General features: G+C 72.7%; 13 protein-coding genes. 10 read left to right on the top strand and 3 right to left on the bottom strand.

The genetic code is table 11. From position 1 onward, the window contains the following. Nucleotides 1–21 precede the first annotated feature (21 nt). Nucleotides 22–1,308 (top strand): aspartate kinase, encoded by a 1,287-nt coding sequence (locus tag ACFI33_RS04410; protein ID WP_087114450.1) that lies wholly within the window; start codon nucleotides 22–24, stop codon nucleotides 1,306–1,308. Nucleotides 1,309–1,543: 235 nt separating this feature from the next. On the opposite strand, the gene ACFI33_RS04405 is transcribed toward ACFI33_RS04410, so the two are convergent. Continuing rightward, nucleotides 1,544–4,528, bottom strand: a complete 2,985-nt coding sequence (locus tag ACFI33_RS04405) for a S8 family serine peptidase (protein ID WP_127435321.1) — start codon at nucleotides 4,526–4,528, stop codon at nucleotides 1,544–1,546. A gap of 268 nt (nucleotides 4,529–4,796) precedes the next feature. Between ACFI33_RS04405 and ACFI33_RS04400 the strand changes: the two genes are divergently transcribed. From ACFI33_RS04400 to ACFI33_RS04375, 6 genes are all read left to right on the top strand, one after another. Further along, a complete protein-coding gene (locus ACFI33_RS04400; RefSeq protein ID WP_462623774.1) occupies nucleotides 4,797–5,876 on the top strand; it encodes a 3-methyladenine DNA glycosylase in 1,080 nt (359 codons plus the stop codon). A 95-nt stretch (nucleotides 5,877–5,971) separates the two neighbouring features. Then, complete coding sequence (locus tag ACFI33_RS04395) at nucleotides 5,972–7,843, top strand: alpha/beta hydrolase (RefSeq protein ID WP_462623773.1); 1,872 nt, start codon at nucleotides 5,972–5,974, stop codon at nucleotides 7,841–7,843. Nucleotides 7,844–8,045: 202 nt separating this feature from the next. After that, on the top strand, nucleotides 8,046–9,038 hold the full coding sequence (locus ACFI33_RS04390) for a GNAT family N-acetyltransferase (RefSeq protein ID WP_101963305.1): 993 nt from the start codon (nucleotides 8,046–8,048) through the stop codon (nucleotides 9,036–9,038). 97 nt (nucleotides 9,039–9,135) lie between these two features. Beyond that, nucleotides 9,136–9,699: a hypothetical protein gene (locus ACFI33_RS04385; RefSeq protein WP_101963304.1), complete on the top strand. Its 564-nt coding sequence runs from the start codon at nucleotides 9,136–9,138 to the stop codon at nucleotides 9,697–9,699. A 3-nt stretch (nucleotides 9,700–9,702) separates the two neighbouring features. Then, nucleotides 9,703–9,906, top strand: coding sequence for a helix-turn-helix transcriptional regulator (locus tag ACFI33_RS04380; protein WP_002856639.1), 204 nt, complete (start codon nucleotides 9,703–9,705; stop codon nucleotides 9,904–9,906). Nucleotides 9,907–9,992: 86 nt separating this feature from the next. Further along, nucleotides 9,993–10,148, top strand: a complete 156-nt coding sequence (locus ACFI33_RS04375; protein ID WP_010079551.1) for a hypothetical protein — start codon at nucleotides 9,993–9,995, stop codon at nucleotides 10,146–10,148. 37 nt (nucleotides 10,149–10,185) lie between these two features. Here ACFI33_RS04375 and ACFI33_RS04370 read toward each other — a convergent pair whose 3' ends face one another. Both ACFI33_RS04370 and ACFI33_RS04365 read right to left on the bottom strand, forming a co-directional pair. Then, nucleotides 10,186–10,632, bottom strand: a complete 447-nt coding sequence (locus ACFI33_RS04370) for a YchJ family protein (RefSeq protein WP_087114443.1) — start codon at nucleotides 10,630–10,632, stop codon at nucleotides 10,186–10,188. Beyond that, nucleotides 10,629–10,793, bottom strand: coding sequence for a hypothetical protein (locus tag ACFI33_RS04365; RefSeq protein ID WP_153239430.1), 165 nt, complete (start codon nucleotides 10,791–10,793; stop codon nucleotides 10,629–10,631). The genes ACFI33_RS04370 and ACFI33_RS04365 overlap by 4 nt, the downstream gene beginning before the upstream one ends. A gap of 175 nt (nucleotides 10,794–10,968) precedes the next feature. On the opposite strand from ACFI33_RS04365, the gene purS reads away from it, so the two are divergent. Genes purS through purL form a run of 3 tightly spaced genes read left to right on the top strand, consistent with a single transcriptional unit; the run spans nucleotide 10,969 to nucleotide 14,329 of the window. Further along, nucleotides 10,969–11,235 (top strand): phosphoribosylformylglycinamidine synthase subunit PurS, encoded by a 267-nt coding sequence (gene purS / locus ACFI33_RS04360; protein ID WP_002856633.1) that lies wholly within the window; start codon nucleotides 10,969–10,971, stop codon nucleotides 11,233–11,235. Beyond that, nucleotides 11,232–12,026, top strand: coding sequence for a phosphoribosylformylglycinamidine synthase subunit PurQ (purQ, locus tag ACFI33_RS04355; protein WP_087114442.1), 795 nt, complete (start codon nucleotides 11,232–11,234; stop codon nucleotides 12,024–12,026). Before purS ends, purQ begins: the two co-directional genes overlap by 4 nt. Beyond that, nucleotides 12,023–14,329: a phosphoribosylformylglycinamidine synthase subunit PurL gene (gene purL, locus ACFI33_RS04350; RefSeq protein WP_101963302.1), complete on the top strand. Its 2,307-nt coding sequence runs from the start codon at nucleotides 12,023–12,025 to the stop codon at nucleotides 14,327–14,329. The genes purQ and purL overlap by 4 nt, the downstream gene beginning before the upstream one ends. The last annotated feature ends 107 nt before the right edge of the window (nucleotides 14,330–14,436 follow it).

The raw sequence follows: 14,436 nt of genomic DNA, 5'->3' as shown, positions 1-14,436 counted from the left end.
CGACCCTGTCCGGAGCGACCCATGAGTCTCATCGTCCAGAAGTTCGGCGGCTCCTCCGTGGCCGACGCCGCCGGCATCCAGCGTGTGGCCCGCCGCGTCGCGGACACGGTACGGGCCGGGAACCGCGTGTGCGTCGTGGTCTCGGCCATGGGCGACACCACGGACGAGCTGCTCGACCTCGCCGCCGAACTCACGCAGGACGCGCCCGCACGCGAGATGGACATCCTGCTCTCGGCGGGCGAGCGCATCTCCATGTCCCTGCTCGCGATGGCGATCCATGCCGAGGGCTTCGAGGCCCGCTCCTACACCGGCTCCCAGGCCGGCATGCTGACGGACACCTCGTACGGCCGGGCCCGGATCGTCAAGGTCAACCCCCACCGCGTGCAGGAGGCCCTCGACGCCGGCCGCGTGGCCATCGTGGCCGGGTTCCAGGGCGTGAGCCCCGAGTCCAAGGACATCACCACCATGGGCCGCGGCGGCTCGGACACCACCGCCGTCGCCCTCGCCGCCGCGCTCGGCGCGGACGTGTGCGAGATCTACACGGACGTGGACGGCGTCTACTCGGCCGACCCGCGCGTCGTGCCGACCGCCCGCAAGCTCACCGAGCTCTCCTCCGAGGAGACCCTCGAGATGGCGGCCTCCGGATCCAAGGTGCTGCACCTGCGCTCCGTGGAGTACGCGCGCCGCTTCGGCGTGCCGCTGCACGTGCGCTCCTCCTTCTCCGACCACGAGGGCACCTGGATCATGCCCGACCCGAACGACACCATCACCCTTCAGGAAGGCGCTCCCATGGAACAGCCCATCGTCTCCGGCGTCGCCCACGACCGCTCCGAGGGCAAGGTCACGATCGTCGGCGTCCCCGACGTGCCCGGCAAGGCCGCCGAGATCTTCCGCGTGATCGCCGTGTCCAACGTGAACATCGACATGATCGTGCAGAACATCTCCCGCGAGGGCTCGGGACGCACGGACATCTCCTTCACCCTGCCGATCGTGGAGGGCAAGGACGCCATGGCCGCCCTGCGCGCCGCCCAGGACCGGATCGGCTTCCAGGACATCGTCTCGGACCCGGAGATCGGCAAGCTCTCGCTGATCGGCGCGGGCATGCGCTCCAACCCGGGCGTCTCCGCCACCTTCTTCAAGGCCCTCGCCGACGCCGGCGTGAACGTGGACCTCATCTCCACCTCGGAGATCCGCATCTCCGTGGTCACCGCCGAGAGCAAGCTCGACGACGCCGTCCGCGCCGTGCACGCCGCCTTCGGCCTCGACGCCGAGGAGGAGGCCACGGTCTACGGCGGCACCGGCCGCTGACGCCGCACCCTCCCCCACCCACCGCCCGGGCGACTTTCGAACGTGAAATGGGGCGAATGGGCGCTGTCGAACGTGAGGTAGGGCCTATCCCACGTTCGAAAGCGAGGGGGCCGGGGTGCTTCCACCCTCCCCCACCCACCACGACGCCGGCCCCGCACCTTCAGCGTGAAGGTGCGGGGCCGGCGTCGTGCGGGGTCCCTCCCGTTCCGTCAGCGAGGACGGAGGGGGTCGGCGGTCACGGGACCTGGACGGTCACGTCGGTCGTGATGCCCGCGTCCCAGGTGACGAGGCCCTTCCAGGTGCCCGAGGTCAGGCCGGACCAGGAGAGGGTCGCCTCGGTGGCCTTGCCCGAGGTCACGGGGACCGGGTTCGGGGAGACGGTCAGGTTGCCCGCGTCCTCGCGCAGCTTGAGCGTCTCGAGGGTGCCGGTGTCCTTGCCGCCGTTGGCCGCGTACAGGTGGCCGACCACGGTGTAGGCGCCCGGGGTGGGGTTCGCGATCGTCAGCGTCTCGGACTCGTCCGCAGTCGCCCGGGAGAGCTGCTTGCCCTCGGGGGTGATCACGTACAGGTCCCAGTCGGCGCCGGCAGCCCCCGCGTTGATCGAGGCCACCAGGGACTTGGTGCCCTCCTCCACGGTCACCGTGGACACGGCCAGTGCGCTGGACACGAGCGAGTTGCTCGCGGTGGCGGCGGCCACGGTGGAGTCCACCTTGCCCAGGCCCAGGACCTGCGGGGTCAGCTCACCGGTCACGCCGGGGGTGATCTCCACGTCGGCGGAGCCGGTGGCGCCGGAGCCCTCGACGGCGGAGGTGACGGTCGCGGACTTCGCCTTCACGGTGACCGGGGAGGTCACCTCCGGGACGGCCTTGCCCTTGGCGGTGGTCCAGGACATGGAGCCGTGGGTCCAGGTGTTCACGGCGGCGTCGGTGCGGGTGACGGTCAGCTCGACGTCGGCGGACTGGCCGGCCTTCAGGTCCAGCACGGCCGGGGAGGCGGTCACCTCGAAGCCGGGCACGTTCGCAGAGAACCGCCAGCGGCCGTTCTCCAGGGCGGTCACGGTGCGGGTCACGGTGGCCGAGCCGACGACGTCGGGGATCGCCAGGGACGGGACGTTCACGTCACGGCCGGCGATGTCGCCGCGCAGCAGCGCGTCCCACTGCTCCTTGCCGGACTCGTAGACCAGGCCCGGGCGGGCGGCGGCGGCCGGATCGGCGGAGCCGGCGCCCGTGGCGAAGTTGTCCGTGTTCACGGTGCCGTCGGCGTTGTACACGTCGCCGGCGGTGGTCATGAGGGCGGACTTCACGGCCATCGGGGACCAGCCCGGGTACTTGCCGATCAGCAGCGTGGCCATGCCGGCCAGGTTCGGCGAGGCCATGGACGTGCCGGACATCAGGCCGAACGTGTTGCCGTGGTAGTCGGGGTCCAGCGGGGAGACGCCGGCGATCACGTTCACACCGGGGGCGGCGAGGTCGGGCTTCAGGAGCTCCTGGTTCACGGCGTTGGCCGGGCCGCGGGAGGAGAAGCCGGCGATCTGGGGCAGCGGGTCCTCCGGCAGGCCGGTGGTGTCGCCCGGGACGATCGTGGCGGTGAGGTCGGAGGACTTCACCTTCTCGATCACGCCGTTGTCGTTCATGTGCACGGTCGGCACCGCGTGGATGTCCGCGTCCAGCGAGCCGGACGGGGTGTTCACGAGGATCATGCCGACGCCGCCGGCCTCCTCCACCACCTGCGACTTCTCGGTGCGGGCGTTCCCGCCGCGCTCGCAGAGCACGATCTTGCCGGCGGCCTCCTCGGTGAGCCCGCCGGGCAGGCAGAGACGCGCGGCCTCGGCGTCGCCGGCGGCGACCTCGGACGCGTGGATGACCTCGGCCGGGCCCACGCCGGTGCGGGCCGAGGAGGCGCCCCGGAGCTGCGTGCCGTCGGAGAACTGCACGGTGGCGGTGAGCTCGTTGGAGAACGTCTCCGCGGCCACGGTGGTCAGCCACGGGGAGCCGTGGTTCACGGTGTTCGGGCCGGGGCCGGAGTTGCCGCCGGAGGCGGCCACGAAGATGCCGGCCTCGGCGGCGGACTTGAAGGCCATGGCCACCGGGTCCACGATCGAGGTGTTGGAGCCGGAGATCGAGTAGTTCAGCACGTCCACGTTGTTCTCGATGGCCTGCTCGATGGCGGCCACGGAGGCGGAGGTGTAGCAGCCGCCGGTGTTCGGGTCGGTGTCCTCCCAGCAGATCTTGTAGGAGATCAGGTGGGCGGCCGGGGCCACGCCCGCGCCCTCGCCGAAGGAGTCGTCGTCGATGGTCTGCTCCACCCCGGTGTTGCCGAGGATGGTGGTGGCCACGTGGGTGCCGTGGGAGAACACGCCCAGCGGGGAGATGCGCTCCTCCGGGGCCCGCTCGTCCACCGGGACGAAGCGCTCGAAGTCGTCGGAGAAGGCGTAGGCGCCGATCAGCTTGGAGTCGCACGACGACGCCGGGAAGTCCGGGCCGGTCTCGCACTCGGCCGTGGCGGTGGTGCCGTCCGCCTTGAGCACGGCGATCTGGCCGTCCGCGGTGCGGTACGGCACGCCGACCTTGGCCTTGCCCTTGAGCGGCTGGACGGGCTGACCGTCGATGAACGGGTTGTCCGGGTGGATGCCGGAGTCGATGACGCCGACCACCACGCCCTTGCCCGCGTTCTCGGCCTTGCCGTACACGGACTTCCAGGTGCCCTTCTTGCCGGGCAGGCCGAGGAATTCGGTGGAGCTGTAGTCCGGGGCCACCTGCTCGTCCGGTGCGACGCCGAGCACGGCCGGGTCCTTCGCGATCGCCTGGGCCTCCTCGGCGGTCAGCTCGGCGACGAACGCGTTCACGGCGCGCTGGAAGGAGATCTCGGCCTTGGCGCCGTGGGTCTTCGCGACCTTCGCCTGCTGGCGCTGGAGCTTGGCCTCGTAGTTCTTCACGCGCGGGTGCGAGGGGTCGAACTTCGCCTTCGGGGCGGCGCCCGGAACGGCGCCGGCCTCGGGGGCGGTCACCGACGGCTGGTCCTTCAGGACCACGAAGTAGCGGCCGTCCTCGAACTGCTGCTGCACCTGCACCTCGCCCTGCGGGCTGGAGACGGTGCTGCCGTCGGGCAGGTCGACGGCGGTGGCCGACACCGCGAGCGCGGGAGCGGCCACGAGGCTCGCGCCGGCGACGGCCGCGGCCAGGGCCCGACGGCGCCGGGCAGGGGTGGGGTTCTGAGGCATTGCCTCCGCCTTTCTCATCAAGGTCCGCCCAGCTCTCACCCGTGGCACGCCGGCGGGGATGACGCCGGGGGACGGGGAGATCGGCGCCCATGTGATGGGCACCACAGCGAGACATGTGCAATCTACCGTCCGGTAGGGCGTTTGACCAGATCTTTGCCAGGCAACGTCCAGGACCGTCGAATTGGGGCCGCCGGAGTGCGCTCCCCGCGTCGGCATCACGTGGGCCCGCTCGCTCATGAGGGGCGCCACGGGGGAGGATGGTGGGGTCATGCCCGAGCCACACACCGCCCCCGCGCCCTCCGAGACCCTGCCGCCCGCCGTCGTCGCCCTGCCCGCCGACGCGTGGCGGGCCCACGCGCGGGCGCACCGCGCGCGCATCGCCCGACGCACGGACCCGCTGGTGGCCCTGCGGATGCGCGGCGAGAAGCACCCGGTGCAGGACTTCCTCTTCGGCTACTACACGCACTCCCCCGCCGCGCTGCAGCGCTGGCACCCCGGGCCGGGGGTCCTCCTCGCGGACGACGACGGTGCCGCGGCCCGCGCCGAGGCGGCCGAGCTGGGCACGACCCCACGGGGCGAGTGGAAGCACTACCGGCGCGTCGAGGCCGGCGAGGTGGCGGGCGCCGTCGTCGACGGCCGCGCGGTGGGCGGCTGGCTGGTGGACGTGGCGGCGGTGCTGGCCGACCGCGCGTCGGGGGTGGCGTTCACGCGGGAGCTGCTCGCGCGCACGGCGGAGCGGGCGCCGCGCCTGGGCTGCTTCGGGCTGCACGAGTGGGCGATGGCGTACCGCTCGGACGTGCACGGGGTGCGGCACTCCCAGCTGCCGCTGCGGCTCGGGGCCGAGGGGACGGACGCGGTGGTGGAGGGCTCGCGGATCCGGTGCACGCACTTCGACGCGTTCCGGTTCTTCGCGCCCGAGGCCCGCGACCGCAACGAGGGCGACGACGGCGTCCTGCCCACGCGCGCCGGGATGCGGGAGATGGAGCAGCCCGGCTGCCTGCACGCGGGGATGGACCTGTACAAGTGGGCGTACAAGCTGGTGCCGGTGGTCGACTCGGACCTGCTCGCGGACTGCTTCGACCTCGCGTGGGACATCCGCCGGCTGGACATGGAGGCCTCGCCGTACGACCTGACCAGGGTGGACGACCTCTCCGACGGGCGCGGCGGCTACGCGGCCGTGCGGATCGAGGAGCCGGCCGGGCGTGCCGAGTACGCGCGGCGACAGCGCGAGTTCGCCGAGCGGGGGCAGGCGCTGCGGGCGCGGCTGTTGGCAATGTTGGACGCGGCCGTGGGGGCGGCCCCCGGGACCCGGCCGGACACCGAGTGGACTTCCAGCGCGCGTCCATGATTACGATGGCTTCCACACAGGCTGTGAGGCGCATCACTCGCGTCATCCGGTGACCGCCCCGGCCCTCTCCGCACCGAACGACTCGAGGACCTGACGTGACCAGAACCGTTCCAGCTCGCCGCCGCACCACGCTCGCCGCCGCCGTCGCGGCCGTCTCACTCGCCATCACGGCCGCCGCCCCCGCGCTCTCCGCACCCGGCAACGGCAACGGCAACGGCAAGGGGTCCGTATCGCAGGGCCAGGCCCGCTCCAACGACCTCTCCGCCACGCGCGGCAACAAGGTCAACGACGCCGCCGCGCTTGCGCCGCACCTCGTGGGCCAGACGCTGGACTGGGAGGCCTGCGACTTCGGCAGCGAGAGCCTCAACGCCCGGTTCAACGCGATCCCCGGCACCGCGTGCGCCGACGTCACGGTGCCCCGCGACTGGAAGAACCCCGAGGACGGCCACACCATCACCCTGCGCGCGGCCAAGACCGAGACCTCGAAGGGCAACCCGGAGCGCCAGGGCATCGCGCTGGTCAACCCCGGCGGCCCGGGCGGCTCGGGCCTGCCCTGGGGTCCCGCCATGGCCGAGCGCGCCCCGGAGCTCGCCGAGCAGTACGACTTCATCGGCTTCGACCCCCGCGGCGTGGGCCAGTCCACCGCCCTGGAGTGCACCTACACGCCAAACCCCGAGCACGACGTGTGGCAGGACACGAAGGCCCAGGTCGACGCGTGCCTCGAGAACGAGCTCACCCCGTACATCACCACCGAGCAGACCGTGTACGACATGGACTTCATCCGCGCCGTCCTGGGCGAGGAGAAGACCTCCTACATCGGCTACTCGTACGGCACCTGGCTGGGCAGCTGGTACCAGCGCGTCTTCCCCCAGCACACGCACCGGTTCCTGCTGGACTCCGCCGTGGACATCTCCCGCGACGGCCTCCAGACCACCTGGGACCTGCAGCCGCGCTCCCGCGACCGCCAGTTCCAGGACGCGATGCTCCCCTACGTGGCCCGGCACGATGAGCTCTACTTCCTGGGCGACGACCCGATGCAGATCCGGGAGCGCTGGGAGGACGGCGGCGGCACCCGCACGCAGCTCGGCATGATCGTCGCCGGCTCGTTCCTGCTGCTGGCCATGTACGACACCTCCCAGTACATGAGCGCCGGGGCGGTCATCGCCGCCTACATCCGCATCATGGAGTCCGAGGCCGCGGCCACGGACCCCGCGGGGCAGCGCACCCAGATCGAGCGCATCCTGGCCGAGGCCCGTGCGTCGCTGCCGACCGAGGAGCGCGACTCCTTCGACCGCTTCGCCGACCGCGGCCTGGAGACCGTGGGCGAGCGCGAGCAGCTCGTCGCCGCCACCCAGGCCGGAGACGCCGTCACCTTCGAGGGCGCGTTCTCGGCGATCCGGTGCCAGGACGGCCAGTGGAACACCTCGCAGGGCTACTGGACCTCGTGGGTGGACGACCTCGGCCGCAAGGCCCCGTGGATCGGTGTGCTGATGGGCCCGTCGGAGTGCATGTACTGGCCCGCCCAGACCTCCATGCCCTCCCAGCCCGGCGGCAAGGGCGCCCCGAGCACCGTGATCGTGCAGTCCGAGCTGGACGCGGCGACCCCGTACGAAGGCGGCCACCGCGCCGCCGGCGTGCTGCGCAACACGTCCCTCATCTCCGTGGACAACGAGGGCACTCACGGCCTGTTCCCGTACGGCACCGAGTGCGTGGACGCGCCCATCCGTGACTACTTCCTGACCGGCGCCCAGCCGGCCGAGAAGTCACTGTGCGACGCCGTCCCGCTGCCGCTCGAGACCCAGCCGGTCCAGGTGGCTGGGACCCCGACCCACAAGGGCGACATCAAGATCTCGATGCGCACCGACGCCGTGCGCGAGGCCAACCGCATCACCCACGACGCGATCGAGCGTCAGCTGATCGACTCCCGCGCGGTGACCCCGGACGTCGAGGCCTTCCTGGAGGACTGACGGCCCGGGCACCCGGAACCCGGTCCGCCCCCGACGGCCCGGCGGCTCCCCCGCGGAGACGCCGGGCCGTCGTCGCGCCCGGGGCGGCCCTACAACGCTGGTTGAGTTGTCGCGGGTGCTCCCGCCCCACACCCCCGACAACTCAACCCGCGATGGGCATCCGGAGGGGTGGCGTCGACGCCGAGGCCGATAGCCTCGCGCCATGATCCTGCACATCACCCTCCCGGAGGACTGGGCCGCCGCGCGTCGCACCGGCCGCTACACGGCGTCGACGCGCGGCGCCTCGATCGACGACGTCGGCTTCCTCCACGCCTCCGACGACGCCGCCCAGGTGGGAGTGGTCGGCGCGGCGATCTACCCGGACCGGCCGGACGCGTTCGTCTGCAGCCTGGACGAGGACGAACTGGCGGGGGCCGGCCTGTGGGTGCGGCGCGAGCCGGGAGACCCCTCCGATCCCCACTCGGCCGAGTTCCCGCACGTCTATCCGGGCGAGGCCGTCTCCGGGCACATCCCGTGGTCGATGCTCGCCCCCGTGACCGACCCACGGGCGGAAGCCCGCGTGCACCGCGAAGACTCGGCCGAGGCCGCTGCGCTGCTCGACGCCGGGTGGAGCGTGCGCTCCCGCTCCTGGGGCGCGCGCCTCCACCTCGACGACGACGCCGACCTGGCGCCCTACCGTGGCCACGTCGCGGCGGCCGAAGCGCGGGGAATCGAGGTCCGGAGACTGACCGCCGTCGACCTGCCTGCCCTGCGCGCCCTCGACGAGGAAGCGGCTCCCCGATTCCCGCACACCGACGGCTCCCGTCACGAGCCGCTGCCGGACGACCTCGAGGCCCGACTGTCCACCCCAGAGGGGCTCACCGTGGGGGCCTTCGAGGGAGGCGTGCTCATCGGATTCACCCTGACGTTCCGCTCCCCTGACCGGTGGGAAGTCGACCGCACCGCGGTCGCGGCCGAGCACGAGAACCGCGGCGTGGCGAAGGCCGTCAAGGCGGCGACCGTCCTGGCGACCCATGCCCGCGGTGGGCGCGAGTGGGGCACCGGCGGCGCCGAGGCCAACGCGGCGTCCCTGCGGACGAACACGGCCCTCGGGTTCCGTCTCGAACCTGCCTGGCTCGGGCTGACCCCGCCCATGACGTGGGAGGAGTTTGTGCGGGCCCCGGCGTCAAGTTCCCTTGACGACAAGGTCACTTGACTGTCAAGCTTGCTTCACAACGTCCGGTCGGACGCCCCCCAGGGCCTCCGAGGCGGGCCGGGCCACCGGCCCAGGGCATCGACCACAGGAGGGCCCCATGACCGCGAACCACTCCCGCCATACCGCCGCCGCAGCGGACGGGCAGGGCGCCGCGGCGGAGCACGCCGGCACCGCCACCACCGATCCGCGCCGGGACACCCGCCCCCGCTGGGGCCGCTCCTCCCGTCTGGGCGGCGGATCCGGGCGACTGATCCTCGTCAGCCTCGTGGCCGGCGTCGTCATCGCCCTGCTGATCGGGGCCGCGGCCTACGGTCTGGCCTCGAGCCAGGGCGACGCCGATCCCCGCTTCCCGGCGGTCATGGGCGCGGTCATGGCGGCGTCGGCGCTCCCGGCCGGCGCAGCCCTTGCCTGGCTGTTCCTCGTGGACCGCACCACCCTGCGCGGCGCCGTCCGGGACACCGAGGAGACCATCGAGGGCCGGTGGCTCGAGAGGGCGCAGTCCGGCGCGTTCGGCGACCTGCTCGTGGTGCTGGGGCTGGGCACGTTCGTCGTCGCCCTGGCGGGGTGGCAGCTCAGCCTCCCCCTCGTGGGCGCCGGGCTGCTCCTCTTCGCGGGCGCCTCGGTGGCCGTCCGCTACGCGCTCCAGAAGCGCCGGGGCTGAGCCGTGGAGAACACCATCCCCGACGAGCGTGCCCGCCTCGGCTGGTCGCAGCAGCGGCTCGCCGACGAGCTCGGCGTCTCCCGGCAGACCGTCATCTCTCTCGAGAAGGGCCGCTACGACCCCTCGCTCCCCCTCGCCTTCCGCCTCGCGGCCGTGTTCGGGCGGCGGATCGAGGACCTGTTCACCCCAGACGGCAACGCGGGTTGAGCTGTCGCGGGTCCGGGCGCCCAGCACCCGTGACAAGTCAACCCGCGTTGAGCCCGGGTCGGCGCGGGGCATGAGAGGCTGGGGCCATGGATCGAGAGCTGCGCACCCCTCCGGAGCTGGAGGGCGTGGACTGGCACGACGACGCCCCGCGTCGCCCCCGTCCGATCGTCACCCTGGTGGCGTGGATCGCCATCCTGGGCCTGGTCCTCAGCGTGGGCGCCGGGATCTTCTCGGCCTTCTGACGCGTCACCGCCGGCCGCCGCCCGACCCGCCCCGGCCTCAGCGCACGTCGCCGTCCACGTAGCGCCAGATCCCGTCCTCACGGCGGAACCGGCTGACCTCATGGAGTCGGAACCGCCCCTCGGCCCCCGCGCCGACGGCCACGAACTCCACGGTCCCGGCGTCCTGGAACGGCCCGCCGTCCCGCACCTCCAGCACCGCCAGGCGGGTGAACCGCGGCGCCTGTTCCCCCGCGGCCGGCAGCAGCTCGGCCGCGGTGGGCCGATGCTCGGGAGCCCAGGTCGCGGCGAGGTAGTCGGCCATCGCCCGGGCCTCTGCCGGCCCGGCCTCGCCCAGCCGCGCGAACGCCGTGTACCGGGAGCGCATGAGCGCCTCGGCGGTGGGCGCGATCAGGGCGCCGTCCCGGGCGAAACGCGCGTGCAGGCGACCGCAGCACGCCGCGAGCCCGGCTCCGGACCCGCAGGGGCAGGGCTCGGGACGGGTCACCGGCGCGGGCGTCCGGTCGTACGACGCCGGGCGGAGCGGGCCGTGATGCGGCGCACTCCCGTCAGCACGACGCCGGCCGCCGCGGCGAGCAGCGCGGGGCCGAGCGGGCTGATCGGCCGACGTCGACCGAGCGGGGACACACGGGTCTGCTGAGGTCTCATGCCGCCAGGCTACGCCGGGCCGGCTGCCGCGTGCCGCCCCCATCACACCCACGATTCCGCGTCCGGGCGGCCGAGTAGACTGGGCGGGCAAGCACGCGGAGCGCCCCGGGCCGGGCGTGAGACGGCATCACACCGTCCTGCTCCGCGGCATCGTCCCGCACCCAGGAGCGTGTTCATGCCCATCATCGTCGTCGACGTCATGCCCAAGCCCGAGATCCTCGATCCGCAGGGCAAGGCGATCAACGGGGCCCTGCCCCGCCTCGGCTTCACCGAGTTCAGCCAGGTCCGCCAGGGCAAGCGCTTCGAGCTCACCGTGGAGGGCGAGGTCACCGACGAGATCCTCGCCCAGGCCCGCACGGCCGCCGAAGAGATGCTGTCCAACCCCGTCATCGAGGACGTCGTGAACGTGGCCGTCCTGGACGAGGCCGAGGGCGCCCGATGACCGAGCTCCCCCTCATCGGCGACTACTCGACGCCGGCGACGCCGCTCAGCGGCGCGCGCATCGGCGTCATCACCTTCCCCGGCACCCTGGACGACGTGGACGCGCTGCGCGCCGTCCGCCTCGCCGGCGCCGAGCCCGTCTCCCTGTGGCACGCCGACGCGGACCCGCAGCGGACGCTCACCGGCGTGGACGCCGTCGTGATCCCGGGCGGCTTCTCCTACGGCGACTACCTGCGCGCCGGCGCGATCGCGCGCTTCGCCCCCATGATGGACGCGGTGGCGACGGCGGCCGGCGGCCCCGAGGGCGACGCGGACGGCCTGCCGGTGCTCGGCATCTGCAACGGCTTCCAGATCCTCACCGAGTCGCACCTGCTGCCGGGCGCGATGATCAAGAACGACCATCTGCACTTCATCTGCCGCGACCAGGAGCTGGTCGTGGAGAGCACGGACACCGTGTGGACCCGCGACTTCGAGCAGGGCCAGACCATCACCGTGCCCCTGAAGAACCAGGACGGCCAGTACGTGGCGGACGAGAAGACCCTCGACGCCCTGGAGGCCGAGGGCCGCGTGGTGTTCCGCTATCGGGGCTGGAACCCGAACGGCTCGCGCCGGGACATCGCGGGCATCGCGAACCCGGCCGGCAACGTCGTCGGCCTGATGCCGCACCCGGAGCACGCCGTGGAGACGGGCTTCGGCCCGGACACCGCCGCCGGCCTCCGCTCCGGCGTGGACGGCCTCGGCTTCTTCACCTCCGTCCTGACCACCCTCGCCAGCCGTGGAGGCCATGCATGAGCCAGCAGTTCAACATCGAGACGGTCGCGGACGCGCAGGCGACGCCGGACGTCGAGCAGCCCTGGGCCGAGCTGGGCCTGAAGGAGAACGAGTACGCCGAGATCAAGAAGATCCTCGGCCGCCGCCCCACCGCGGCCGAGCTGGCCATGTACTCGGTCATGTGGTCCGAGCACTGCTCGTACAAGTCCTCGAAGGTGCACCTGCGCCAGTTCGGCGAGAAGCTCACCGATGAGATGAAGCAGCACATGATGGTGGGCATCGGCGAGAACGCCGGTGTGACCGACCTCGGTGACGGCTGGGCCGTGACGTTCAAGGTCGAGTCCCACAACTCGCCCTCCTACGTGGAGCCCTATCAGGGCGCGGCCACGGGCATCGGCGGCATCGTGCGCGACATCATCTCCATGGGCGCCCGCCCGGTGGCCGTGATGGACCCGCTGCGCTTCGGCGCGATCGACCACCCGGACACCGCCCGCGTGTTCCACGGCGTGGTGGCCGGAATCGGCGGCTACGGCAACTCCCTGGGCCTGCCGAACATCGGCGGCGAGACCCGCTTCGACCCGATCTACCAGGGCAACCCGCTCGTCAACGCCCTCGCCGTGGGCGTGCTCAAGCACGAGGACCTGCGCCTGGCCAACGCCTCCGGCGTGGGCAACAAGGTGGTCCTGTTCGGTGCCCGCACCGGCGGTGACGGCATCGGCGGCGCGTCCGTGCTGGCCTCCGAGTCCTTCGACGGCGACGGCAAGCCCGCCAAGCGCCCCTCGGTGCAGGTCGGCGACCCGTTCTCCGAGAAGGTGCTCATCGAGTGCTGCCTCGAGCTGTTCCGCGACTCCCTCGTCGAGGGCATCCAGGACCTCGGCGCCGCCGGCATCTCCTGTGCCACCTCCGAGCTCGCCTCCAACGGCGAGGGCGGCATGCGCGTGGAGCTGACGGACGTGCTGCTGCGCGACTCCACGCTGACCCCGGGTGAGATCCTCATGTCCGAGTCGCAGGAGCGCATGATGGCCGTGGTGACGCCGGAGAACGTCGCCGCGTTCGAGGCCGTCATGGCCACGTGGGACGTTGAGTACTCGTGGCTGGGCGAGGTCACCGGCGACGGCCGCCTGATCATCACCTGGGGCGGCGAGGTCATCGTCGACGTGGACCCGCGCACCGTGGCCCACGACGGCCCGGTCTACGAGCGCCCGTACGCGCGTCCGGCCTGGCAGGACGAGCTCCAGGCGGACACGTTCCGCTCCTCCGAGGCCGGTCAGCACCTGCCCGCCACGGGTGAGGAGCTGCGCGCCGCCGTCGTGGAGCTGATGAGCTCGCCGAACCTGGCGGACACCTCCTGGATCACCCGCCAGTACGACCGCTACGTCCGCGGCAACACCGCCCTGGCGGCCCCGGACGACGCGGGCGTGGTGCGCGTGGACGAGGAGACCGGCATGGGCGTGGCCCTGGCCACGGACTGCAACGACCGGTTCACCTACCTGGACCCCTACACGGGCGCGCAGGCCTCCCTGGCCGAGGCGTACCGCAACGTCACCACCGCCGGGGCCGTGCCCCTGGCCGTCTCCGACTGCCTGAACTTCGGCTCCCCCGAGGACCCGGACGTGATGTGGCAGTTCGCGGAGGCCGTGCGCGGCCTGGCGGACGGCTGCCAGACCCTCGGCATCCCGGTGACCGGCGGCAACGTGTCCCTGTACAACCAGACGGGCAACACCCCGATCCACCCCACCCCCACCGTGGCGGTGCTCGGCCAGCTGGACGACGTCCTGCGCCGCACCCCCTCCGGCTTCGCCCCGGACGCGGACGGCCAGGCGATCTACCTGCTGGGCGAGACCGGGGACGAGCTGGACGGCTCCGAGTTCGCGCGCCTGCGCGGACACCTCGGCGGCCTGCCCCCGAAGGTCGACCTGAAGAAGGAGCGCCTGCTCGGCGAGCTGCTGGTCAACATGTCCCGGGACGGCATGATCGACGCCGCCCACGACGTCTCCGGCGGCGGCCTCGCGGCCACCCTGTCCGAGATGGTGCTGCGCTTCGGCGTGGGCGCCCGCGTGGTGCTGGACGAGGTGCTGCGCCGCGACGGCGTGGACCTGTTCACCGCGCTGTTCTCCGAGACGCAGGCGCGCGCCGTCGTGGCCGTGCCCCGCACCGAGGAGGTCCGGTTCACGGACATGACCACGGCCCGCGGCTACGCGGCCGTGCGCATCGGCGTGGTGGACGCCGACTCCGCGGCCCTCGAGGTCCAGGACGCCTTCACCCTGCCGATCGCGGAGCTGCGCGAGGCCTGGGAGGCCACCCTGCCGAAGCACTTCGGCTGACCCCGTGTGGGCCCACGGGCCCCGGCACGACGACGGCCGCTCACCCCCCGGGGGTGGGCGGTCGTCGTCGTGGGGCGGGACGGTGGGACGCGCGCCACCGGCCCTCG

The sequence above is a fragment of the Micrococcus sp. PSi08 genome, from assembly GCF_054960655.1.
This window is presented reverse-complemented; position numbering and strand designations above follow the sequence as displayed.